We start from the raw sequence: 22982 nt of genomic DNA, 5'->3' as shown, positions 1-22982 counted from the left end.
TGCGGTCGGGGCTCCTCCGGACGTCGCCGCGATAATGGCGGCGGCGGCACCGAGGGCAGTCAACAGCGCGGTCATGACGTCTTCACCGGCATAGCGCCGTTATGCACCACAAGCATCGGCCCGGTGATTTCGTCAGCGGCGTTCACGGTCAGCGCGCCATTTTCGCCGCTCAGGTGCGTCAGGAGTGTGCGCACATTGGTGGAGAACATCTGGCTGGCGTGGAGTGGAACCGACGTGGCGATATTGGCGACGCCGATCAGCTGCACGCCGTGGCGCACCACCGTCTCGCCCGGAACGGAACCCTCAACGTTGCCGCCCGATTCGGCGGCGAGGTCGAGCACAACGGATCCTGGTCGCATGCTGGCAAGCATCGCATCAGTCACGAGAATCGGCGCCTTGCGCCCAGGGATCAGCGCGGTCGTCAGCACCAGGTCCTGGCTCTTGATGTGGTCGGCGATGATCGCGGCGTTCTGGGCCGCCTCGTCCTCGGTCTGTGCGCGGGCGTAGCCGCCCGTCCCCTCGGCCTTCGCTGCGGGCTCGACGAACTGTGCGCCGAGCGAGCGCACCTGCTCACCAGCGGCGGATCGCACGTCGAAGGCGCTCACCACCGCACCAAGGCGTCGCGCCGTGGCAATGGCCTGGAGGCCGGCGACGCCGGCGCCAAGCACAAATGCTTTTGCTGGGGCGATGCTTCCAGCTGCCGTGGTCAACATCGGCAGGAACTTGTCGAGTGCGCTCGCGCCAACCAGCACCGCCTTATAGCCAGCGACGCCGCTCTGCGAGGAGAGCACGTCCATCGACTGCGCGCGGCTGATGCGCGGCACCAGCTCGAGTGCAAGGGCGGTAAGGCCGCGCTCCTTAAGCGCTGGCAGAAGGTCGTCGTTGGAGCCAGGGGTCAAGAGGGCGACGAGGGTGGAGCCCTTCGGTAGTAGTGCCGCCTCGGCGCTGCTCGGCTTGCGCACCTTCACGATGATCTCGGGGTTACCGCCACAAAGGGCGGCGGCGTCAGCGGCGAGCGTGGCTCCCGCCTTCTCGTAGACGGCGTCAAGGAACCCGGCCGCCTCGCCAGCGCCTCGCTGCACAACGATCTGGTGGCCAGCCGCCACCAGCTTGGTGACGGCATCGGGAACGAGGGCAACGCGTCGCTCGCCTGAGGCTGTTTCGCGCAAGACGCCGATTCGCATGACCCCTCCTTTCGCTCTTCGGTAGTTTAGGCGGGAACGTAGGTGCGGTAGTTCGGGCTCCACATCGCCCCGTCAACAAGGTCAGCGGCACGCGCCCCGTCAGCCGCCGAGGCCCAGCCCGCCGCTGCGCCCGCCTCAATCACCGCAATGGCGATGGCGCGACTAATGGAGCGCAGGTCCGCAAGAGGTGGATAGAGCGCGCCGCCAGCAGGCGCACTCTGCGCCGTCAACGCTGCAAGGGTCTTCGCCGCAACAGTGAAGGCTTCATCAGGGATGGATTTGAATCGCCCAGCAATCGCCGCGAGGCCAACACCTGGGAAAATGTAGACATTGTTCGCCTGGCTAATCGTTCTCGATGTGCCACCGACCATCACTGGATCGAATGGTGAGCCGGTTGCAACCACAGCGTGACCGTCGCTCCAGGCAAAGATGTCGCTCGGCGTCGCCTCGGCACATGATGTGGGGTTTGAGAGCGGCCAAATCAACGGCGCTGCGGCGCCCGCCGCCATCGCGCGAATCGCCGACTCTGTGAACTCTCCGGCCTGACCACTCGTGCCGATCAAGATCGTTGGCTTCACTTGACTGATTACATCAACAAGCCCTGCATCCAGCAGGTTGCCAATGCCGAGTGCAGCAACTGCAGCGCTTGAGAGTGCCAGCTCGCTCTTCCCGTCACCCAGCTCGGCGCGCCCTTCGTGTACGACGCCCTTTGAGTCGAGGGCGATGATCGCGGTATCGAGTGCGGCTCCCTGCAGGCCGGCAGCGGCCAGCGTGTGGCGCAAGAGTCGCGCAATGCCGAGCGTTGCAGCGCCAGCACCGTAGAAGAGAATCCGCTGATCTTCAATCTTGCCCGTACCAGATCCGCCACCAGCGACGATTGCCGCGATGATGCCGGCGAGCGCAACGGCGCCGGTACCTTGAATGTCATCATTGAATGAAGGGACGCTGTTTCGGTAGCGCTCAAGAATTCGGATCGCATTCTGCTGCTTGAAGTCTTCCCACTGAATGACGCAGCCAGGGAATGCCGCCTGGACACCGTGGACGAAGCTCTCCACGAATGCGTCGTACTCGGCGCCGCGAAGTCGCGGCGTTCGGCGACCGAGATAATTTGGGTCAGCGATCAGTTCGCTGTTGTCGGTGCCAACGTCGAGCGAGACTGGGAGTGCCCACGTTGGCTGAATCCCCGCGGCGGCGGTGTAGAGAGAGAGCTTGCCGATTGGGATTCCCATGCCACCAACGCCGAGATCGCCGAGGCCAAGGATGCGCTCGTTGTCGGTGACAACGATCAGGCGAATCTCTGCGCCACCAGATGCATTGCGCAGCAGCTCAGGAATTCGCGATGCATCCTCGGGCGTGATCCATGCGCCGCGTGCGCGACGCCAGATTTGACTCCAGCGCTTGCACGCCTCGCCGACAGTTGGCGTGTAGACGATCGGCAGGAACTCTTCGACGTTCTCAACAAGGAGGCGATAGAAGAGCGTCTCGTTGCGATCTTGGAGCGCAGCGAGGCCGATGTAGCGCTCGAGTGGGTCCTGCTTCCGGCGGATCTTGACCAGCTCCACGGCGACCTGGTCCTCAAGGGTCAGGATCGACGCGGGGAGGAGGCCATCGAGCCCGAGGAGGCGGCGCTCCTCACGGCTGAAGGCGGTGTCCTTATTCAGGGTGGGTCGGCTCAGGAGGGCCTTGCCGCGTTCCTTCACCGCGAGGGTGGCGGCGGGCGTTAGGTTGCCGTTCATCACCTGGGGGGCGCTTGGCGTGCTCATGTGAGACGAAGGATAGCCTCGTCAGGGGTGTAGCATCGGCGCATGGCAGCCACGATCCTTGTTGTTGAAGACGATCCAGCCGTCGCGCTCGCCCTTGAGGTGGCGCTGAAGGGCGAGGGTTACCTGCCGCTCATGGCCTCGACCGGCGACAAGGGCCTCGAGATAGGCATGAAGCAGGCTCCCGACCTACTCATCCTTGACGTGCGCCTCCCTGGGATCGACGGCTTTGAGCTCCTGCGCCGACTGCGCGCTGGGGGCTCCAAGGCCCCCGTTATCATCCTGACCGCCCGCGATGAGGAGGTCGACACGATCCTCGGCCTTGAGCTTGGCGCCGACGACTACATGACGAAGCCCTTCCGCGTTCGCGAACTGCTGACCCGGGTGAAGTCACATCTACGCCGTGCCTACGGTGACCTCGCCGATGCGATGGGCGGGCGTGTCATTCGGGCTGCAGATCTGGTGATTGACCTTGAGCGCCGCAGGGTCACACGTGGTGGCGCACGCATCACCCTCACCCCAACGGAGTTTGAAATTCTGCGCATCCTTGCCGAGAAGCCGGGGCGCGTCTTTGGCCGTCGAGACCTTCTTGAACGTGTCCGTGATTACGACGCGGCGATTGCAGGTGACGAGAAGACGATCAACGTGCACGTCAGCCACTTGCGCGACAAGGTTGAGCCGAATCCAGCCAAGCCACGCTTCGTGTTGACCGTTCGCGGGGTGGGGTACAGCTTCTCTGACCGCAGTGATCGTGGCGAACGGAGCGGCACCTGAGCCCGCTTACCGACTCCTTGTACGGCGTACCGCCCCGAGGGCTGCGCGCTCGCCTCACCATCGCCTTCCTCGGTATTGTTGCGATCTCCCTCGTGCTCTCTGCCTATCTTGTTGTTGACCGCGTCTCACAAGAGTTCGAGACACAAGAGCGCGCGGCACAGGCGGCTCGAACATCGGCCGTGTCAAGCGCCGTCCGCAGCCTCGCGCAGAGCGTTGCAGGGACTGATGACATTATTGATAGCAAAGGGCAGCTCAACGACAAGGTACGTGAGCGCTTCTTGTTGCAGGATCCAGAGTTGCAGCAGCTCGCACTTGGCATCGCCCGTGCTGACGTGCGCGTTCGATTTGGCACATGGAATCCAGATAGGGAGCGCTTCTCTCCTGCAGCTGAATCGGAGTTCTTGATTAGCTCTGACGGGGCCGTATTAGAGCCTGGCGAGGAGCGTGACTTAATTCAGCTTGAGCCGAGCGTCGTGATCATTGGCGGCGCGCCTTCGTCGATTGGTATTGAGGTCACGCTGATCTCGCCACTTACCACCCGTGAATGGCGCGTGGCGGGAATCACCGGCACGATTACCTTTGTCGGCATCCTCGCAATGATTGTCGCCATCATCATCTCTACAATCGCTGCAGCAAGATTCGCAAAGCCCGTACAGCTTCTCTCTGAAACGGCATCAGCGATTAGTGATGGTGATCTCTCTGCTCGCGTCCCTACCGGCATTGAGGTCGCAGCAAACGACGAGATGGTGGCGCTGCTCAATCAGTTTAATCTCATGGCTGATCGGCTGCAGGGATCAATGCAGGCGCTACGCCGCGAACGAGATCGGGGGCAGCAGCATCTCGCGGATGTTTCACACGAGCTCCGCACGCCGCTCGCCGCCTTGCGCGCATTCGTTGACCTGCTGCAAGATTCAGCGACTGATGAGGTGACACGGAAGAGGCTTTTCGTTGAGGCGGGTCGACAACTTGAGCGAATGGACTCACTTACGTCAAACATTTTGGAGCTCTCGCGGTTTGATGCGGGGATCGCACGCCCTGTATTCCTTGTTGCCGACATGCGTGCCAGTGTGCAGTTGGCCGTCGAGCAGGCGGCGGCAGGTGCACGCCGGGCTGGTGTTGCGGTCGACGAGCGGGTGCCGACGCGTAAGGTGCTGGTTCGACACGACGCTGCGCTCGTTGGGCATGCTGTTGCCAACCTCGTCGCTAATGCGCTGAAGTTCACCACGCGGGGCGGCAGCGTCCTTGTCTCGGTACAACTCCTCTCAACCGGGGCCGCGACGGTGACCGTCCGCGATACGGGGGTCGGCATCTCGTCGGACGAGCTGCCACGCATCTTCGATCGCTTCTACCGCGGTACCGAGGGCCTGGCGGCGGCGAGCCGGGCCGCCCGAGCCACGGGCTCTGGCCTCGGCCTGGCGATCGTGAAGTCGATCGTGGACATGCACGCTGGGCGCATCGTGGTGGAAAGCCTCCCTGGCGAGGGGACGAGCTTCGCCCTCACCTTCCCAGCCGACCCCGAGGCGGTTGAGGAGGAGGTCCCTGAGGCTCCCCTAACTGAGGCGGGACCAGCCACGCTCGTGAGCTTCGGTCGGCGTGCCGCAGCCCTCCTCGGTGAGGTTGCGAAAACTTCACTCCGCCTTCGCAGTGTTCTACGTGCCGATCCCCCATCCTCTACGGTGAGTGAGACGCCCGCCTCATTGAGCGTGGCACCTGAGAGCGCCGAAGATCCAAAGGAGACGCAACGTGGTTGAGAAAGCGAAGCGCACCCCCGCCGCCCCAAAGAGGGTGACAAAGGCTCCAGTGAAGCGGCGCTCGCCACTTCGATTTGAACCAGAGCCCGCCACGGGACCAGCCGCCTGGGTCACGCGAGAGAGTGGCCCCCTACAGGCGGCGCGCAATTCGCTTCGTGCCGGAAACGGATCGCTCAGCCGCGGCGCGATCGCCGGGATGCTCGCCCTCTCGCTGCTCTTTGGCGCTGGCGGTGGCGTTGCGGCGACGATTCTCCTGCTTGATGGCCTCTCTGGTGGTGACATCACCACGCAGATTCGACAGACACTGGTCTCCGAGCAGTCGGCGATTGTTGCTGTTGCAGAACGGGTCTCTCCAGCAATCGTCACCCTCGAGGTCACCACAGTTGATGGTGATTCCATCGGCTCTGGTGTGATTTATTCGGCTGATGGTTGGATTGTGACAAACAAGCACGTTGTTGCCGGCGAGACCTCCATTCTTGTTCACCTCAAAGATGGCCGAGACTTTACTGGCACGGTCTACGGCGTTGACACCCTTACCGATCTTGCTGTCGTAAAGATTGACGCCGCCGGGCTGCCTACGGCAACACTCGGACGCTCCGGTGGCATCAAGGTTGGGCAGACCGCGATCGCGATCGGCTCACCACTCGGCGTGTACACCAACTCTGTCACCGCTGGCATTGTCTCGGCACTCGGCCGTGACATCACGACGGAGAGCGGATCCATCAACGGCCTCATTCAAACAGACGCCGCAATCAACCCAGGAAACTCTGGTGGCGCACTGGTCGACTCAAGCGGTGCCGTGATCGGCATCAACACCGCAATCTCTACAGAGGGAGCTGGCATTGGATTCGCAATTCCAATTGATATCGCTCGACCGATCCTTGAGCAGGCGCTCGCGGGCATCCCGCTGTCGCGACCGTGGATCGGCGTGCGCTACACGGCACTCAATCTGCGTATTGCCACTGAGAATGGTCTCTCTGTCAGCGCCGGTGCATGGATCGTCGCTGACGGAACCACATCGCCAATCATCTCCGGCAGCCCAGCTGAGGCGGCGGGACTGAAGAGCGGTGACATCATCACCGCCGTCAACAAGACAGCGATTGACGAGGGGCACCCACTGCAAGATCTGTTGGTACAGTACTCGCCCGGCGCAACAATTACGTTGACCGTGCTTCGCGATGGCTCATCAATCGCGATCACGGTGGAGTTGGGGATTCGCCCAACCGAGTAGGTTGATGCGTCGCTGGCCTTACGGCTTGCGTACAACCTCAACACCGGCCCAATCAATCGGCGCCGCTACGGCAGCCTCAGGCTTGCGTACGCGCACCCGTACCTCGTGCACGGTCGCTCTGCTCGTTGCAACAACCTCCATCGCGGCGTCGGCGACGCGCTCTGCGATTGCCTCAATAAGATCGGCGTGTCTGCCTGCACCGACGCGCTCAACCGCGACGCGCACGAGTTCGCTGTAATCGACTGAGGCGGCGAGGGCGTCGCCGCGACCAGCTGGGGCAAGATCGGCGTCCACTTCAACGTCGACGAAGAATGGCTGCGGCTTCTGATGCTCCTCCGGGTAGACGCCATGTGCCGCATCAAAGCGCACGTTGTATACGGTGATCCGGTCACGCTGGCTCGGGCGCAGAGGCCGGTCAGCACGATTCGGGTTGGGGCCGATGGCATCATCGGGCTGATCGCCCTTTGCGCGAAGTGCAGCATCGATGACGCGCACCGCATCGCGGTTCTCTTGCACGTCATGCACGCGCACGATATCGACCCCAGCCAGGGCCCCGAGCGCGCTCGTGGCCACCGTGGCCGCCAGGCGGTCAGCTGGGGACCCGTCGATGACGCGCCCGAGCGTGGACTTACGGCTCGTGCCGAGCAGCACGGGATGGCCCAGGTCACGCAGGGCGCCGAGGAGGCGAAGGCTGACGAGGTTCTGCGCGGGACCCTTCCCGAAGCCGAATCCAGGGTCGAGGATCAGCCGCTCCGGCGGAATGCCCAGAGCGCGGCCGCGCGCCACAACGGCCGCCATCTCGTCCATGAACTCCTCGGTGAAGTTGGCGGCCTGCTCGCCAGTGGCTACCTCTTTGCGGTTATGCATGACGACGATCGGCACGCCGCGCTCAGCGGCGAGCTGCAGCATCTCATCGCCCGAACGCGTCCCCCAGATGTCGTTCAGCATGTGCGCCCCTGCATCGAGTGCGGCGGCGGCCACCTCAACCTTCTGGGTGTCGGCGCTGAGTGCCAACGTTGGGAGCACGCGACGAAGGCGTTCAATCGCGGGGATCAGCCGAGCGATCTCGTCCGCTGCTGAGATCTCCGTATGTCCCGGTCGCGTCGACTCAGCGCCAAGGTCAAGCAGATCAGCGCCATCGCGCACCGCGTCGCGCGCGAGCTGCTCTACGCGATCCAGTAGATCGTCTGTGGTGTCACTCGGCGCAATGAGGCCATCGCCCGAGAAGCTGTCGGGGGTAAGGTTCGCCACCGCCATCACGTAGGTACGGCTCCCCCACACAGCGCGCAGTGGGCCGATCGTCGTGGCCGGAATTGGCGCGTACGAGTGGCTGATCGCTTCGCGGTTCGTTGGGCTCTCACTCATAGGGCTGATCCTGCCACGTCATCACGGCTCCCGTCATCTGGGAGCACACCCCGTCGCATCAGTTCGCCGCGGATCGCACCGACGAGGTAGAGCGATCCCGCTGCAACGATTGGTCCCTGATGCTCTGCCGCTGCAAGCAGTGCCGCGTTCGGGTTTGCAGCGATCTGCACCTGCACGCCAAGTCTGGCGGCACGCACCGCCGCGGCAAGTTGCTCTGGTGCAAGGGAGCGCACATCACCAACGCTCGTGCAGATAACCTGCGCGGCGCGCAGCGTTGGTGACGTAGCAAGCGCGGCGCTCAACTCCGCAATCGATTTGTCAGCCATCGCGGCAAGGATCAGCACGGGTGGCGTGTTCCGTGCACCGTTTGCGCTGCGTAGGTGTGGCGCAAGGTCTACGAGTGAGGCTGCCAACGCTGCGGCGCCATCTTCGTTATGTGCACCATCAAGGAGGATGTCGCGCTCATCACCACCACCGAGTGCATTTGGGATCAGCTCCATACGGCCCGGCCATCGCGCTGCGGCAAATCCGGTGCGCATCTCTTCATCGCTCACTGAGGCAATCCCTGCGTCGCGCAGGGCGTCGAGTGTCGCGGCGGCAACCGCAGCATTCGCTCCTTGATGTCGGCCGAGTAGCCCGATGCGCACCGCGCCACGCCCCTCAAGCTCCACCTCAATGCCATCGCGGCCGAGTGAGCGAGTGGTGCCAGCACGCGCGATCGTGAAAGGCGCGCCAACGCGCTGGGCACGATGGCGAATCACGTCGAGCGCACCGCCGCGTTCGCTCGCCCCAATCACGGCACGATCGCCGCGCACGATGATTGCCGCCTTCTCTTTGGCGATCGCTTCAATGGTGTCGCCGAGGTACTGCTGATGATCTAGACCAACATTGGTCACCACAGCAACGCCGCCATCCCAGGCGTGCGTGGCATCGAGCCGCCCACCGAGACCAACCTCAACGATCGCCGTGGTGATCTCCTTCTGGCGGAGCGCTTCGAAGATGGCGCCGACGAGGATCTCAAACTCGGTGGCTGGTCCCACGCGCTCTTCGATCTGGTCGGCGGCGTCGAGGGCACGCGCGACCGCCTGGGCGAACGGGAGTGGGGCGAGTGGCTGCCCATCGATCTGCACCCGCTCCCGGTAGCTGACCAGATGCGGCTTCGGCGTGGTGGCGTGGCGAATCCCCGCCGCGCGGAGGGCCGCCGAGACGAGGGTAACGACGCTCCCTTTGCCGTTGGTTCCGGCGACGAGCGCACCACGAACTCCCGTCTCGGGTGAGCCGAGGGCACGGAGGAGGGCGTTCGAGCGCCCCAACCCCATACGAATGCCGAAGCGCCCGCGCGACTCAAGCGCCACCAGTGCGGCGCGCCACGCGTCGGCGCCACGCCCCTCTCCTACGGCGAGAACGATCTCGGCGCGAGCGCGCGCAACGCGATCGCGCATCTCGAGGATCAGCTGCGGGTCACTCGGTTGATCGGGCATCGTTGGAGCGTAGCGGTCTCGGCGCGCTGCGTGCGAGAATCGCCCTATGGGACTCTTCCGTCGATCGAGTTCGAAGCCACCACAGCGCGGCCTCCCTGGTCGCTCTGAGGGGTACACGCCCCCTTATCGCGTTGACTCAGCATCTCAGCGATCCCAATCCACGTCACGCGGCCTCGGCGGAACGATTGCGACCGCCCTCTCCATGTTTGTCACCCTCTTCGTCGCTGCTGGCGCGATTGGCCTCGCTGCAATTGCGCTCCCCTTCATCACCTCAATTGGTGGCAACAGCTCGCCTACGCCGCCGCCCGCCTCAGTTGAACCGGGGCGGCCGACCCTCAGCGCGCCGAGTGACCCGATCACCGCCGCCGCAACCATCACCGTCAGCGGCACACTGCCGCAGGATCTCCTCGATAAGAGTGATGCAATTATTCGCATCATCATCACGCGCGATGATGGATCGGTTATCACTGGCGCTGAGATCAACATGCCGAAGACGGCAGGCTTTGACGTGGCGCAGATTCCTCTCTCGGCTGGCACCAACGTGATTGAAGCGGTCGTCGTGGTGAACGGCGTTGAGGGGACGCGCTCAGCTCCAATCACAATCGTGCGCGATACAACTGCACCGTCGCTGACCATCACAGCGCCGACTCCAGGAGAAATCATGAACGGTGACGCTGTCACCGTCACGGGGAAGACTGATAAAGATATTGATGTGCAAATGCGTAACGAGACAACGGGAACGATTGAGAGCGGAAGATCCACAACGAAGGGTGCGTTCTCCATTGGCATCACGCTGCGCGATGGCACAAACGTGCTAACGATCACGGCGACCGATGGGGCCGGCAATCAGACATCCAAGAGCGTTGAGATCTCGACGAGCGCATCGGTCGGCCAAATCTCAATCATCTTAAATCCAGGAACGATCATCCTGAGCAAGAAGCCGATCGCATTCCGCGTCACCGCAACGGCAACCGACTCAACAGGTGCACCTGCTGCAAACGTGCGGGTGTGCATGTATGTCACTCCATATCAATTGCCCCCAAGTTCTCCCGTATGTGTCACCTCCGACGTGAATGGCCGAGCCGCATGGGATTATCTATTCCCTGATAATTACGCTGCCGAGGGACGTGGCCTTGTCACTGTGACCTATGAACTTTCTGTGGGTGACCCAATCTCTGGCACCCAGAGTTTCCGCTCCTACCTGGTGAAGCCGTGAGTGCTGCACCGGCCCTCACGTGGCGCTGCCCAACGTGCAGCGCGATCCAAGAGGAATCTGGTCAGTGTTGGGTGTGTAAGACGCCGACCGCCTCGTGTGGAAGCTGTCGGCACATGCGCCGCTCCTTCATTAGCAAGGTCTCGTATTGCGGCATCGATAAGAAGCGTCGCCTCGTCGCCGAGAGTGACGTGAAAGAGTGCTGGACGGCGCCGGTGCCGCTGCAGGCCGCCGCGCAGCACGAGCGCGGAGTGGATGGAACGCTTCCTGAACGCCCCCGACTTACCTGGGCGAGTGGCGGCCTCTGGGAGGGGCTAGAGGCCTAGTCCGCTACGGGGAACAGCCGTCGAGCAACGTCCCAGCTGGCACACTCGACACGATCGTAATCTCGCTCCCAAGTTCGACGGACACTCCTGCAAACGGCGAGAAGCTGTCGATGCGATCTGTTGGATCCAGTAGCGCTGATGGCGCGTCTAGCGAGAGGCCGAGCGCTGACAGGAGCGCTGACGCGTCTGCGATGCTCGAGCAGCGAAGGTCTGGCACCTGCGGCAAGTCCACACCGCTTGCACTTGGTGACGGGCTCGGCGCAGGCTCGGGCCCCAGCGAGACCACAAGATCAATCGCCGTACCGCTCGCAACCTGCACGCCAGGGCGTGGGTTCTGTTGGATCAGTTCACCAGCAGGAACGGTGTCTGAGTATTCAGAGAAGGTCGCGCCTCGAACGAGCTTCGCTGTAGCTAGCGCAGCGATCCCGTCCGCCTCACTCAGACCGCGAATGTCAGGGACCACCACGAATCCGCTCCCGGCCACCACACGAACCTCAATGACGGTGTTCAGTGGCACCAGCGTCTCGCTCCCAGGCGACTGCGAAAGGATCGTGTCGACCGGCTGGTCAGACGAGCTCACCCGCTCAACGACCTGTACGCGCAGACCAAGGCCCTCAGCGATGGGGATCGCCTCAGCCAGCGTCAGCGTGGTGAGGCTCGGCACCTTCACGTTGTTATCTGGGCCAGTCCCCGCGGTGAAGAGGCGAAGCGCCAAGATCACACCACCGACAAGGAGGAGTGAGGTCAGGGCGACGCCGCCAATCGCTAGGAGCATGGTGCGCAGCGACATCGTGTCGCCCGCATCAGAGGGCTCCTCGCCACCGACGTCGTTCGGATCTGGAAGCATCTCCGGCTCACCCGGCCCGGCCTCCGCTGCAACCCGAGCCACGCGTGTCCCCGCAAGCGCACGCGGTGCGCCGGCGGCTGGCCCAACCGCACGAGATGGGATCGCGGTGCGATTCGCCTGCACCACGTAGGTCTCAAGCGCATCTGCGGCAGTCGTTGCGTTCACATACCGTTCGTTCGGCTTCGGTGCCAACAGCCGCATCGTGATTAGGTCAAGCTCTGGGGAGATGTCGGGTCGCAGCTCGCGAGGCGATGGGGCGGGCGCCTGGCCGCGACGCTCCTTCAACTCCACGCCGCTCAGGCGATCAAACGGGCGATGCCCTGTCAGTAGCTCAAAGAGCACGACGCCGAGGCCGAAGAGGTCTGACGCCGCAGATTGCGGACTCCCGGCCAAAACCTCTGGCGCAAGGTACCCAACCGAACCCTCTGGACGCTGGCCGCTGCGCGCAGCCGCTTCACTCCCGTCGACCTCATGCATTGCCTGCGCGATGCCAAAGTCGGCAATCTGTGCGCGACCTTCACGGTTAATCAGAATGTTGCGCGACGAGACATCGCGATGAATGATGCCGCGCACATGTGCAGCGGCAAGTCCGCGCGCGACCTGTGCGGCAACGGCTGCAGCGCGACGTGGCACGAGTGGGCCGACACGGCGCAACATTGAGGCGAGGTCTTCACCGTCGACAAATTCCATGATGATCGCTGGTGATTCACCCTCTGGCGCAACGTCAAAGACGGCGGCAACGTTTGGGTGCGCAACGATGGCCGCGGCGCGACCCTCGGCACGGAATCGGTCAGCAGCGTCACGAGATGTTGCTAGTGGTGCGCGGAGCACCTTGACAGCCACGTCGCGGCCGAGCGCCTCATCGGTGGCGCGAAAGACGAGTGCGGCTGCCCCTTCGCCGATCAGCTCTTGCAGCCGATAGCGACCGGCAACGATGTCGCCGGGCTTTAGCGTGCGACCGTCACGCGCTGATGGCGTCACGTAAGGCGCTCGTTTTCGGCGGCGACCGCCCCACGAACGACCGGTCCATAGACCGGGTGATCGAGCGCAACATGAAGGTTTGCGCGCAGCCAGCCCTCTGGCGAGCCAACGTCATAGCGCGTTCCAGAGAAGTGGCGCGCGACGACAGGCTGCTCCTGCGCCAGGGTGTGGATCGCGTCGGTTAGTTGGATCTCACCGTTCAGGCCGTGTGGCGTCTGTTCAAGACGCTCGAAGATCTTCGGGCTAAGGATGTAGCGACCAACAACGGCAAGGTCTGAAGGTGCATGCGCTGCGTCAGGCTTCTCAACGACGCCGCGAAGTGGAATGGTTCGCCCCTGATCACTGGTTGGCAGCGTGGTGTCTGGGTCAACGATGCCATAGCGATGCGTCTCTGACGGCGCAACGCGCATCACGCCGAGCACCGATGCCTGTGTGGCGACATACGCGCCCATGAGTTCGGCGAGCGCAGGGGTCGTGCCGAAGATGAGGTCGTCGGGGAGCATCACGGCAAATGGCTCATGACCAACGGCGTCTCGCGCCATGAGCACGGCGTGGCCGAGGCCGAGCTGCTCTTTCTGACGAATCGTCACAAGGTGGACCATGTCGGCAACCGCTCGCACGGCGCGAAGGTGCTCAATATCCCCGCGCTGTTCAAGGATCGCCTCAAGGTCGGCCGAGATGTCGAAGTGATCCTCGATCGCTCGCTTATGTTCGCTAGTGACGAGGATGACTCGCTCAATCCCAGAGGCAACCGCCTCCTCGATGGCGTACTGAATGGCGGGGCGGTCGACGATCGGCAGCAGCTCCTTCGGAACGGCCTTCGTCGCGGGAAGGAATCGGGTGCCCCATCCGGCAACGGGGAGAACTGCGGTGCGGATCTTCATAGGGGCCTCCGTGCGGTGCTGGGGTTCAGGATACCAGTCACCCCGCGCGGCGAACCCACCTGAGCAACGCTCTCACGGGCCGACCAAGGAGCGGGAGTCGCACCTCACTCGTCGCTTCGACGCTCGCCAGGAACCCGCAGAGTAGGAGGAGTGCCCCGATCAGCTTCCCCACCTGGTACCCCTCGGTGGAGCCGGCTCGATTTAGCGTATCGGTGAGGCTCGGCACGAAGGCACCCAGGGCGATGAGCGCCGTCGCCGGAACACGACGATTGAGGCTGCCATCGCGCCAGGCGCGCCAGGCATCGGGAACGCTGCGCACGAAGTTCACGGTAAGTGCCACGGGCGCGATCGCCAGATTAAAGAGCAGCTCATCACCGCGCTGATCTGGATCACTCGAATAGGGGAGCACACGGCGCTTCGGCATGAAGACGTAGATCGAGAAGAGAGCGCCGGTCAGCAACGCGAGTCCACCGCTCACATTCAAGATCGGCGTCAACAGGCGAAGTGCTGGCGGGAGCAGGAGTGCGATTGGCGCGCCGGTCGCTGGGTCTGTCGCCCACCCTGGCGCGGGAAGCTCGGCGATCACCACAAGTGGCACGGCGATAACGCTCAGCCCTGCGGTCAACGTGATTGCAAAGCGTGCCCACCGCACATCGCCCATGTACGAGAGCCAGCCAATCGCAATCGCGGCGCCCCATGCGGTGAGCGCATAGACAAGCGCTGTTGGGCCTGCCGACGAATCCTCCAATCGACGTGCGACCAGAATCGTAAAGAGGCCAGAGAGGGCGAGGCAGAGCGCATACCAGTATCCGAAGCGCGTCTTCGCCAGTAGCAGAATCGTGCCAGCACCGAGCCAGCCTGCGGTCCAGACCGCGCCGAAGAGATACCAGACGCGATAGATCGGTTCACTCCAGCCGATTGCCGCGGCGAGCGCCTCAGCGCCCGCTGCGATGGAGAAGGCGAGTGCGCCAACGCCCCAAGCCAACTGATACGCACCGCGACGCGTTCGATACTGATCAAAGAGGAGCGCGGCGAAGAGCAGTGCAAACAGCGCGGTGAGCGCTGGGATGAGCGTTGTCACGCTGCTTCCGGCCTACGCCGGCAGAAACTCGTGAGCATCGTGATGCAGACCATCGCAGAGTCCGAACTCAGCGCCGGCACCGTGTGGCAGTCGGATCGGACGCATGATCTCGCGCACGCCGCTGCGACTGCAGTGAAGCCAGCCACGCGCCGCCATCCAGCGCGGCGGGCATGCGGGGTCGGTGCAGAACTGGAATGGCCCAGGATTAATCGGCGACGGTTCGCCGAACGAGGGGGCAACCTCGGTTGCGGTGGTGTCGAGCACGCTGATGCGGAATGGGGCGCCCTGGATCTGCGCCGAGCAACTGTCGCAGCGCGCGGCACTATTCTCAGCGATGATTGTGGGGATGCGGATGCCGTTCACTTCCATAGTTCCTCTGATCGTACCCGAGCCCGCCGCGCCTTGGCGCCGCGCCCTTCCCATCACCCTCGTTGCCGCACTCCTTGCCGCCGGGTGCGGGCCAGCGGGCGACCCGACCGACCCTGCCGCAGAGGTCAGGGGTGACGACAAACTCCAGGAGCTCTTGATTCGTCACGACTCTCGTGACCCCGCCTATCGCCTTACAGGTGGCGCGGTCGAGGTTGGCACCACTGTCGTGCTCCAGGTGCGCACCGGGAGCGACGACGCCGTTACCGTCGCGCTCTCCATCGCCGCGCCATTCGGCGGATCCGCAACGAAGAGCCCCGCCATACGCGTCGCACGAGGCGTTCCGTGTGCCGAGGTCAACGAGTCTGACCGTGGGGCGAGCGGTGAGCTCACCGCCCTCCTCGCCCCTGATCCCGTCCTTGACCCTGCGAATGAGCTCACCGATGCCCTCTGCGATGTCTGGCAAGCCAGCATCAACGTTGGGGGTGAGCCCACGGCGATCGGCTATCACTTTGATATCGCGGACGGCTCCGCAGCGGTGAAGCTCTCTGACGACAACATCAACGATCAGGGCCTCGGCAGCATCTCGCCAGCCAACGTGGGTGGTGACTGGGCGATCGTTGTCTCACCGAAGGGATTCACCGCCAGCCCGATCCTGAGCGGCTCGGTTGTCTACCAGATCTTCCCAGACCGATTCGCCAACGCGAATCCGCTGAACGATGGTGGCGCACAGCGGCGCTACAAGGGCGTCGCGTCGATCATCCCGTGGAATACGATTCCAGCAACACCACCGAAGGGTGAAGACTTTTACGGCGGTGATCTCGACGGCGTTCGCCTCCGCCTGCCGCATCTCGTCTCCATCGGCGTGAATACGATCTACCTCAACCCGGTCTTTGATGCGAACTCCAACCACCGCTACGATGGCAATGACTTCATGCAGGTTGACGAACGGCTCGGCGGAAACGCGGCGCTGCAACGCCTCTTAATCGCAGCGCAGAGTCTGAACATCGCAGTGATCCTTGACGGTGTCTTCAACCATGTCAGTTCCGACTCGCCGATCTTTGACCGCTACGGGCGGTGGCCAACGGTCGGTGCCTGCGAGTCGGTTGATTCGCCGTATCGCGAATGGTTCATCTGGACAAAGTCGGCTGGAGCAAAGGGGCCGTGCGCAGGCGCGTCCGGCCCGAACACGGCGGGCTATGTGGCGTGGGCGAACTACGACACCCTTCCCGTGCTCAACAAGAACAACGACGCGGTACGCGCGCTAATCCTTGGTGATGCCTCGGGTGCACCTGCAGACACGCTCCTCGCCTCGCCGGCTGGCGATGCGGGTGTGGCGCGCTGGTGGCTGCGGCAGGGCGTTGCCGGTTGGCGACTCGACGTGATGCCCGACGGCAGCTTCCCCGAGGGATTCTGGCAAGAGTTCCGCATCGCGCTCAAGGCGGCGTCGCCGAACGCACCGATCATTGGTGAGCTCTGGAACCGTCGCGACGCGCTACGCCTACTGCGCGGCGACGCCGCCGACGCCACGATGAACTACCGCTTCCGTGATGCCATGCTCGCCTATCTCGGTGGAAAGCCTGAGGCGGGAGCAACCGACAGCACCAATCGAAGTGCAGTGTTGTTCATTCGAAAGCTGATGGGGATTGCCGAGGATTATCCGACGGCTGTCACCCTGGCAAATCTCACACTGCTCGACTCACATGACACATCACGATCACTCTGGGAGCTCACCCCCGGCAACGGCCGCGATGGAAAAGAGATCGCGGAGAACCTCACCGTCGGCAAGGCGCGTCAGCTGCTCGCCGCAACGATGCAGTACCTGCTCCCTGGCTCGCCAACGGTCTACTACGGCGATGAGATTGGCGTGAGCGGCGCGACAGATCCAGACGATCGTCGCACCTTCCCAATCTTGCCAACCGACCCTCGCACCGCCCGCCTCGACGGCAGTGGCTCTGGCGGTCGGCGCCCAACGCCGCTCCCTGCGGCGCGCGCGGCGGACCTGAGCATGCTCTCCTGGTACCAGACGCTCGCCGCCATCCGCGCCGCTCATCCCCACGTGCGTGGCGCGTCCGTCGATTGGCTCGCCGTTGGAGCGAGTGGCGCAACGAGCCGTACCCTCCTCTTCTCGCGCCGTGCCAACGGGGTCGTTGGTGAGATTGCCCGACTCAGCGCCGCTGGCTCGTGGACGGTTGGCGACCTCTTGGTCGCCGTCAATGCGGGCGGCGGGGGCGAACGCCTCACCTTCAACCTTGGTGTCGGGGTCAACCTTCGCGAGGTCGCTCGGTCGAGCGGCGCTGCAGGGGGTGGCGACCCTACCACCGGGGTCGACGTGCCAGCTCGCGCCGCGATCATCTGGGAGGTCGTACCCTAGGCCTATGTGGAGCCTGCCGCGATGAGTGCACCAGCCAAGCTGCGTAGCCGCCTGCGCGGCGTCGTTTCGCTCGGCACCTTCGTTGCCGTTGTCGTGGCGGTGGGCGTCTCGCTCCTCTACCTCGCCTGGGTCGCCACGATCCGCAACTCCGACCAGATTGGTGAGCTCTCGGTGGGCACCTTCATAGTTGGCCTCTCCTGCGCCTTCGCCTCACTGATGCTCACGATCAGCATGATTCGCGCGATTCGTGGCGCCCGTGACGGGCGGGCGATGCTCGCCGCCCTCCTCGCTGGCGGGTTCGCGATTGCCGCAGGAATCGCCCTCGGCGCCTCCGACATCCTCGGCAAGCTCGCCTCATAGGGGCGGCGCTCTAAGGGCGGTGCTACGCTGCGATCCGCGCGCCCCTGTCGTCTAGAGGCCTAGGACGCCACCCTTTCAAGGTGGAGATCACGGGTTCGAATCCCGTCGGGGGTACCACCCCACCGCGCGACCCCCTGCATCAGCGGAGCTGAAAGATCGCCCCACTGACGGGCGGCAGCTCAATTGCCAGGGCACCGTCACCAAGCAGCGTTGCCGCGCCGGTGACACCCTCCCAATCGATCCGCGTCACGCCACTCACCCCGTCGAGCCGTACCTGTACGCGCGCGGGGGTATCGCCGGTGTTGGTCGCCACCACCATTCGGCGAGCCGCCCCTGGCTGAAGCGCGAGTGGGGCCCCTTCAAAGCCGACCGGGTCCGCGCTCCGCTCGAGAACGAGCGCTGGCCCCTCGGCGTACACCACGCGTAGGGCACCAGAGCGGAGCACCGCATGCTCATGTCGTGCCGCTATGGCGCCACGCACATAGGCACGGAACGCCGCAGCCTCAGCGTCGACCGAGGTGAGGTCAGCAGGGAACGGACCGCGGTTTGCTGGGTCGTTCGCACCGAGCGCACCCAACTCGTCGCCGTAATAGATGCACGGCGCGCCGGGGAGGGTGAGCTGCAGGAGCGTCGCGAGCTGTGCCGCAGCGGCGCTCCCGCCCACGATGCTGCGCAGGCGCGGCGTGTCGTGCGATCCGAGCAGGTTCAGCTGCACCGCCGTAGTGGCCGGGTGATACCAGCCCATGATCTCGGTGAGCTTCTCCGAAAACTGCGCCGCATCTAACTCTGGTCGCTTATATGTGTCGTTATGGTCGCCCAGGTCCCGCGCCAGCCGCCCACTCCCCGCATAGCCAAGGATCGCCTCGGTGAGCGGGTAGTTCATCACCGCGTCGAAGCGATCGCCGGTGAGCCACGCATCGGCGCGCTTCCAAATTTCTCCAACCGTATATGCCTCAGGATTAATCGCGCGAACGCGTGTCCGAAACTCCTGCCAAAAACTCTCATCATCAATCTCTTCTGGCACATCGAGTCGCCAGCCGTCGGCGCCGAAGCGAATCCAGAACTCGGCCGCCTGCAGCAGGTGCTCGCGCGCCTCTGCATTGCCAACGTTGATCTTCGGAAGTGCAGGGAGCTGCCACCACGCCTTGTAGCCGATCGTTGTCTCTAGGCTGCTCGCGGCTCCTTCACCGGCACCGCCGCTCTGCTTCACGTGCCAATCGACCGCCTCCGGATAGGCGATCAGTGGGCGATCGCCGCGCAAGAACGCCTCGTCGGTATAGAACCAATCAACGTAGGGTGACTGCGCACCGTTCTCAAGCACATGGTGGAAGGGCCAGAAGCCGCGACTGGCGTGATTGAAGACGCCGTCGAGAATGACGCGCATCCCACGCGCGTGCGCCGCATCAAGAAGTTCGCGGAACGCCTCGTTACCGCCGAGCATCGGATCCACGTTGAAGTAGTCGTACGTGTGATAACGATGGTTCGAGGCGCTGGAGAAGATCGGGCAGAGATAGAGCGCAGTGATGCCGAGCTCTTGCAGCTCACCGAGTCGCTCGGTGATGCCGCGGAGGTCGCCCCCCTTAAAGCCGTGGCGTGTTGGCGCCGCATCCCACGCTTCGAGTGGGCCGGGTGGCCGCGTTCGCCCGGAGCGCGCGAATCGGTCGGGGAAGATCTGATAGAAGACGGCGTCGCGCACCCAGGCTGGCGTGTGTGGCCCCGTGGGCCGCGGCGAACTCACCCCTTAACCGAGCCGACCGCAAGTCCGCCCGTAATGAAGCGCTGGCTCAGCAGGTAAACGATCGCTGGTGGCAGCGTGAGCATGATTGAGAAGGCGGAGACGAGCGGCCACGGAATTGCCGACGCATACGTGCCGGTCATCGCCGAGAGCGCCATCGCTAGCGTGAAGTCACGCGGCTGCGTCAGGAACATCCAGGAGTAGTAGAACTCGGTCCAGCCGCTAATGAAGCCCAGGAAACCGGTGACGGCAATGGCGGGGAGGGCAAGCGGCAGCACGATGCTGCGGAATATGCGCATTTGCGATGCGCCATCGACGGCAGCCGCCTCTTCAAGTTCGCGTGGGATCGTGTCGAGATAGCCCTTCAAGTTCCAAATCGCAAATGGGAGGGAGCCCGAAACGATGGCGATGCCGACACCGAGCTGTGAGTTGCGCAGGTTGAATGCGCCGAGAATCGGCAGGTCGAGCTTGATGCTGTTCAGGGTGACGAAGAGTGGGGCAAGCGTGGCAACAGCGGGGAGCATCAGCACGCCGAGAATCACCAACATGATGAAGGTGCGCCCCTTAAATGCAAGGCGGCTAAGCGGATAGGCGGCAAGCACGCCGAGTGCAACGCTCGCCAGCGCTGTGCCTCCAGCGATCTTCATCGAGTTGAACGCCAGTTCAAGGAAGCTCACCGGGTTGCCGGTAGGCCGTTCGATCACCTGGAGATACGACTCGAGGGTCGCATCCTTCGGGATCAGGTTGAGACCGTCGGGGCGGATCAGATTGAGCGGCGAGAGCGAGACACTGAAGACCCAGATGATCGGGAAGAGCACGGTGATGAGGATGCCGATCGCGGCAACCTGCAGCAGGATCTTGGTGAGGAGTGACGGCTCCCGGAACGAGCGGCGCTTAGAAGTCGTCATATCGCGCCGTCGCCTTCGAGATGCGATTGGTGATCAGGCTGATCGTGAGCAGAATAACGAAGAGCACGACCGCAAAGGCGGCGCCCACCGCATAGAGTTGTCGCTCATTCACCAGTCGATACGCCTGGGTGACGAGCAGCTCGGTGCGGCCAAACGGCCCACCCGCGCTCATGAAGTAGGCGAGGCTGAAGAGGTTAAACGTCACCACAAAGCCGTAGATGGCGAAGGGGACCATCGCCGGTCGCAGGTAGGTGAGGGTGATCGTCTTGAATGAGGCCCACTTGCCGGCCCCATCAATCTCCGCCGCCTCATAGAGGTCTTTTGGGATTGCCTGCAGCGCGCCAGTGGCCACCACCGCGTTCAACGGCCAGCCGAGCCAAATGTTGGCAATCAACATGGCGTAGTAGCTGAGCGGCAGCGGAATGAAGCTGATCGGATCTTCAACCTGACGGAGCCAATCGAGCTGGAACGTTTCTGGCGGAATGCGAAACACCTGCCCAACGAGCCCAAGCAACATGTTTATTGCGCCTGCGTCTTGGTTGAACATGTTGCGCCACGTGGTCGCGACAACGATCGGTGGAATCAGCACGGGGAGCACATAGAGCGCGCGATAGAGGCGCTTGAGCTTCAACCCTGGGTGATTCAGTAGGAGCGCGATCGCCACACCGAGAATGATGTGAATGGTGACGTTGCTCAGCGCCCAGAAGATGTTGTAGAGGAAGAGTCGGAGGAATGAGTAGTTTGGAATCGCCAACTCGCTGGTAAGAATCTTGACGTAGTTCTCGAGGCCAACCCAGTCGGGCGCCGGTGCACCTTGGCGCAGGTTGGCGAGACCATAGTTGGTGAACGACATCCAGAACTGAAAGATCAACGGATAGATGGTGACAATCGCCATGACGATCATGGCGGGGGCAAGGAACATGTAGGGGGTGAGCGAGCGGCGGTTGACGCGTGTGAAGATGCTCACCCTGCCCTCCCTCTCTTCTCTCCCCCCTGGATAGCAATCGGGGCGGGAGCCGAAGCCCCCGCCCCAATCGCGGTTACACCTGTGCGGCTAGCCCGAGGCTAGCAGTCGACTATGGCCAGAGGCCAGCGTCAGAGTTTGCAGTCTCCATGCCATCGCATGCGGTCGAGCCTGCGTCAGCACCTGCGGCGCCGGTCTGTAGGACGCTGTCCCACGCCGAGCCGAAGTTGCCCCAGTAATTGTTCATCCACGCCTCAACTGGACGTCGGGTGCCCGTAGCGATCGCAGCTGCGAAGGCCTTGGTTACCGGGTCCTTGATCTCGATGGCGGTTGATGCTGGCACGTGGCCGGCACCGTCAACCATGATCTTGGCGTAGTCAGGCGAGGCAAGGATCGAGGCAACCTTGATTGCCAACGGCTTGTTCATGCCTGATGCGTTGATGTGCCAACCGTCAACACCAACCATGCCCACCGAAGGAAGGCCGTTGGCGCCAGCTGGGAACGGAGCAACCTGCGTGCCCGGGCGGGCCTTCAGGTAGTCCGCAAGAACCCAGTTGCCGTTGAACATCACGTCAACTTCACCGCTCATGTACTTCTGACCGAGGTCGCCGTCGTTGCCATCAACAACTGCGCCGCCAGCCTTCAGGCTCTTGACGTAGTCCATAGCATCGCCGATCCCCGATCCGCTGAAGCAGGCTGCGTGGCCGGTGCTGTCGAAGATTGATCCGCCGAAGGCCTTGTACCAGCCCCAGACGTGATACACGCCGGCAGGAACGGCAACCTTGCCGCCATTGTCGACGTAATCCTTGAACTCAGCAGCGGTTGCTGGAGGAGTTGCGATCTTTGCCGAGTCGTAGTACATGACGACTGCCTTGAGGCTCTCTGGAACGAGGTAGAGCGTGCCGCCGACGGTTGCACCGTCGAGTGCCTGCTGCGAAACCGTTCCCAGGTCCGTCACGTCCGTGATTGGCTCGAGCAGACCGGCCGTAACCAGGTTGCCAAGCTCATCGTTCGGAGCAATGAAGAGGTCTGGTCCGCCGCCGGCGGCAGCCTCTGTCTTGAACTTCGTGAAGATGTCGCTGAACGGCACCTCAACGGCGACGATCTTGATCTTTGGGAAGTCCTTCTCGAACTTGGCGAGCTGTGCAGCGAAGGCGGTGCCTTCAGCTGAGCCGCCGGACGAGCCGTAAGCGTGCCAGAGCGTTACTTCGCCCTCGAGGCCGGATGCCGATGGGGTATTGCTCCCACAGGCAGTGGCCACGACGGCAAGCATCGCTGCAACTGCAGCGAGCTTCCAATTCTTTCGTGCCATGCGTTAGTCCTCCTTCTTGCGAGGCCTCCCCACCAGCGAGGCGTCGCGTAGGGCGCCAGCAACTGTTGGCGCCGACATATTGCAG

19 protein-coding genes and 1 tRNA gene are annotated in these 22982 nt (G+C 63.4%); 8 read left to right on the top strand and 12 right to left on the bottom strand.

The window, feature by feature from the left end:
• Nucleotides 1–71 precede the first annotated feature (71 nt).
• Both AC3LB0_RS02505 and maeA read right to left on the bottom strand, forming a co-directional pair.
• Entirely contained in the window at nt 72–1184 is a 1113-nt protein-coding gene (locus AC3LB0_RS02505; RefSeq protein WP_488649590.1) for a Re/Si-specific NAD(P)(+) transhydrogenase subunit alpha, read from the bottom strand.
• A gap of 26 nt (nt 1185–1210) precedes the next feature.
• Nucleotides 1211–2947, bottom strand: coding sequence for an oxaloacetate-decarboxylating malate dehydrogenase (gene maeA, locus AC3LB0_RS02500; RefSeq protein ID WP_488649589.1), 1737 nt, complete (start codon nt 2945–2947; stop codon nt 1211–1213).
• A gap of 42 nt (nt 2948–2989) precedes the next feature.
• On the opposite strand from maeA, the gene AC3LB0_RS02495 reads away from it, so the two are divergent.
• Genes AC3LB0_RS02495 through AC3LB0_RS02485 form a run of 3 tightly spaced genes read left to right on the top strand, consistent with a single transcriptional unit; the run spans nt 2990 to nt 6700 of the window.
• On the top strand, nt 2990–3718 hold the full coding sequence (locus tag AC3LB0_RS02495; RefSeq protein ID WP_488649588.1) for a response regulator: 729 nt from the start codon (nt 2990–2992) through the stop codon (nt 3716–3718).
• Between the two features lie 17 nt (nt 3719–3735).
• On the top strand, nt 3736–5469 hold the full coding sequence (locus AC3LB0_RS02490) for an ATP-binding protein (RefSeq protein WP_488649587.1): 1734 nt from the start codon (nt 3736–3738) through the stop codon (nt 5467–5469).
• Nucleotides 5462–6700 (top strand): S1C family serine protease, encoded by a 1239-nt coding sequence (locus AC3LB0_RS02485; protein WP_488649586.1) that lies wholly within the window; start codon nt 5462–5464, stop codon nt 6698–6700. The genes AC3LB0_RS02490 and AC3LB0_RS02485 overlap by 8 nt, the downstream gene beginning before the upstream one ends.
• Before the next feature lie 18 nt (nt 6701–6718).
• Here AC3LB0_RS02485 and folP read toward each other — a convergent pair whose 3' ends face one another.
• Entirely contained in the window at nt 6719–8065 is a 1347-nt protein-coding gene (gene folP, locus AC3LB0_RS02480; RefSeq protein ID WP_488649585.1) for a dihydropteroate synthase, read from the bottom strand.
• A complete protein-coding gene (locus AC3LB0_RS02475; RefSeq protein WP_488649584.1) occupies nt 8062–9546 on the bottom strand; it encodes a bifunctional folylpolyglutamate synthase/dihydrofolate synthase in 1485 nt (494 codons plus the stop codon). Before AC3LB0_RS02475 ends, folP begins: the two co-directional genes overlap by 4 nt.
• Nucleotides 9547–9592: 46 nt before the next feature.
• Between AC3LB0_RS02475 and AC3LB0_RS02470 the strand changes: the two genes are divergently transcribed.
• Nucleotides 9593–10762, top strand: coding sequence for a hypothetical protein (locus AC3LB0_RS02470; RefSeq protein ID WP_488649583.1), 1170 nt, complete (start codon nt 9593–9595; stop codon nt 10760–10762).
• 113 nt (nt 10763–10875) lie between these two features.
• A complete protein-coding gene (locus AC3LB0_RS02465; protein ID WP_488649582.1) occupies nt 10876–11085 on the top strand; it encodes a hypothetical protein in 210 nt (69 codons plus the stop codon).
• 4 nt (nt 11086–11089) lie between these two features.
• Here AC3LB0_RS02465 and AC3LB0_RS02460 read toward each other — a convergent pair whose 3' ends face one another.
• Genes AC3LB0_RS02460 through AC3LB0_RS02445 form a run of 4 tightly spaced genes read right to left on the bottom strand, consistent with a single transcriptional unit; the run spans nt 11090 to nt 15247 of the window.
• Nucleotides 11090–12913, bottom strand: coding sequence for a protein kinase domain-containing protein (locus AC3LB0_RS02460; protein WP_488649581.1), 1824 nt, complete (start codon nt 12911–12913; stop codon nt 11090–11092).
• Nucleotides 12910–13797: a UTP--glucose-1-phosphate uridylyltransferase GalU gene (gene galU / locus AC3LB0_RS02455; RefSeq protein ID WP_488649580.1), complete on the bottom strand. Its 888-nt coding sequence runs from the start codon at nt 13795–13797 to the stop codon at nt 12910–12912. Before galU ends, AC3LB0_RS02460 begins: the two co-directional genes overlap by 4 nt.
• Nucleotides 13798–13834: 37 nt before the next feature.
• Complete coding sequence (locus AC3LB0_RS02450) at nt 13835–14878, bottom strand: hypothetical protein (protein ID WP_488649579.1); 1044 nt, start codon at nt 14876–14878, stop codon at nt 13835–13837.
• A gap of 12 nt (nt 14879–14890) precedes the next feature.
• Nucleotides 14891–15247 carry a hypothetical protein gene (locus tag AC3LB0_RS02445; protein ID WP_488649578.1) on the bottom strand — a complete coding sequence of 119 codons (357 nt, stop codon included), beginning with the start codon at nt 15245–15247 and terminating at the stop codon, nt 14891–14893.
• Here AC3LB0_RS02445 and AC3LB0_RS02440 point away from each other — a divergent pair.
• The 3 genes from AC3LB0_RS02440 to AC3LB0_RS02430 all read left to right on the top strand — a co-directional run bounded on the left by AC3LB0_RS02440 (nt 15231) and on the right by AC3LB0_RS02430 (nt 18095).
• Nucleotides 15231–17618, top strand: coding sequence for a glycoside hydrolase family 13 protein (locus tag AC3LB0_RS02440; RefSeq protein ID WP_488649577.1), 2388 nt, complete (start codon nt 15231–15233; stop codon nt 17616–17618). The genes AC3LB0_RS02445 and AC3LB0_RS02440 overlap by 17 nt on opposite strands.
• Before the next feature lie 21 nt (nt 17619–17639).
• A complete protein-coding gene (locus tag AC3LB0_RS02435; RefSeq protein WP_488649576.1) occupies nt 17640–17978 on the top strand; it encodes a hypothetical protein in 339 nt (112 codons plus the stop codon).
• A 40-nt stretch (nt 17979–18018) separates the two neighbouring features.
• Nucleotides 18019–18095 (top strand) — tRNA-Glu (locus AC3LB0_RS02430).
• A 22-nt stretch (nt 18096–18117) separates the two neighbouring features.
• Here the strand turns inward: AC3LB0_RS02430 and AC3LB0_RS02425 are convergent.
• From AC3LB0_RS02425 to AC3LB0_RS02410, 4 genes are all read right to left on the bottom strand, one after another.
• Nucleotides 18118–19716, bottom strand: coding sequence for a glycoside hydrolase family 13 protein (locus AC3LB0_RS02425; RefSeq protein ID WP_488649575.1), 1599 nt, complete (start codon nt 19714–19716; stop codon nt 18118–18120).
• Nucleotides 19713–20621 (bottom strand): sugar ABC transporter permease, encoded by a 909-nt coding sequence (locus AC3LB0_RS02420; protein ID WP_488649574.1) that lies wholly within the window; start codon nt 20619–20621, stop codon nt 19713–19715. Before AC3LB0_RS02420 ends, AC3LB0_RS02425 begins: the two co-directional genes overlap by 4 nt.
• Nucleotides 20608–21588, bottom strand: a complete 981-nt coding sequence (locus AC3LB0_RS02415) for a carbohydrate ABC transporter permease (RefSeq protein WP_488649573.1) — start codon at nt 21586–21588, stop codon at nt 20608–20610. The genes AC3LB0_RS02420 and AC3LB0_RS02415 overlap by 14 nt, the downstream gene beginning before the upstream one ends.
• Nucleotides 21589–21697: 109 nt before the next feature.
• On the bottom strand, nt 21698–22897 hold the full coding sequence (locus AC3LB0_RS02410; RefSeq protein WP_488649572.1) for a sugar ABC transporter substrate-binding protein: 1200 nt from the start codon (nt 22895–22897) through the stop codon (nt 21698–21700).
• Between the last annotated feature and the right edge of the window lie 85 nt (nt 22898–22982).

Source organism: Candidatus Limnocylindrus sp. (assembly GCF_040397235.1).
GTDB lineage: Bacteria > Chloroflexota > Limnocylindria > Limnocylindrales > Limnocylindraceae > Limnocylindrus.
Note: the sequence above shows the minus strand (reverse complement) of the source record. Positions and strands in the feature narration are given on the sequence as shown.

What these genes read in the sequence shown, in the direction of transcription:
- folP (WP_488649585.1), bottom strand. Translation starts at nt 8,065, where the DNA reads ATGAGTGAGAGCCCAACGAACCGCGAAGCGATCAGCCACTCGTACGCG.
- AC3LB0_RS02420 (WP_488649574.1), bottom strand. Translation starts at nt 20,621, where the DNA reads ATGACGACTTCTAAGCGCCGCTCGTTCCGGGAGCCGTCACTCCTCACC.
- AC3LB0_RS02505 (WP_488649590.1), bottom strand. Translation starts at nt 1,184, where the DNA reads ATGCGAATCGGCGTCTTGCGCGAAACAGCCTCAGGCGAGCGACGCGTT.
- maeA (WP_488649589.1), bottom strand. Translation starts at nt 2,947, where the DNA reads ATGAGCACGCCAAGCGCCCCCCAGGTGATGAACGGCAACCTAACGCCC.
- AC3LB0_RS02435 (WP_488649576.1), top strand. Translation starts at nt 17,640, where the DNA reads ATGAGTGCACCAGCCAAGCTGCGTAGCCGCCTGCGCGGCGTCGTTTCG.
- AC3LB0_RS02465 (WP_488649582.1), top strand. Translation starts at nt 10,876, where the DNA reads ATGCGCCGCTCCTTCATTAGCAAGGTCTCGTATTGCGGCATCGATAAG.
- AC3LB0_RS02445 (WP_488649578.1), bottom strand. Translation starts at nt 15,247, where the DNA reads ATGGAAGTGAACGGCATCCGCATCCCCACAATCATCGCTGAGAATAGT.
- galU (WP_488649580.1), bottom strand. Translation starts at nt 13,797, where the DNA reads ATGAAGATCCGCACCGCAGTTCTCCCCGTTGCCGGATGGGGCACCCGA.
- AC3LB0_RS02495 (WP_488649588.1), top strand. Translation starts at nt 2,990, where the DNA reads ATGGCAGCCACGATCCTTGTTGTTGAAGACGATCCAGCCGTCGCGCTC.
- AC3LB0_RS02410 (WP_488649572.1), bottom strand. Translation starts at nt 22,897, where the DNA reads ATGGCACGAAAGAATTGGAAGCTCGCTGCAGTTGCAGCGATGCTTGCC.
- AC3LB0_RS02470 (WP_488649583.1), top strand. Translation starts at nt 9,593, where the DNA reads ATGGGACTCTTCCGTCGATCGAGTTCGAAGCCACCACAGCGCGGCCTC.
- AC3LB0_RS02440 (WP_488649577.1), top strand. Translation starts at nt 15,231, where the DNA reads ATGCCGTTCACTTCCATAGTTCCTCTGATCGTACCCGAGCCCGCCGCG.
- AC3LB0_RS02475 (WP_488649584.1), bottom strand. Translation starts at nt 9,546, where the DNA reads ATGCCCGATCAACCGAGTGACCCGCAGCTGATCCTCGAGATGCGCGAT.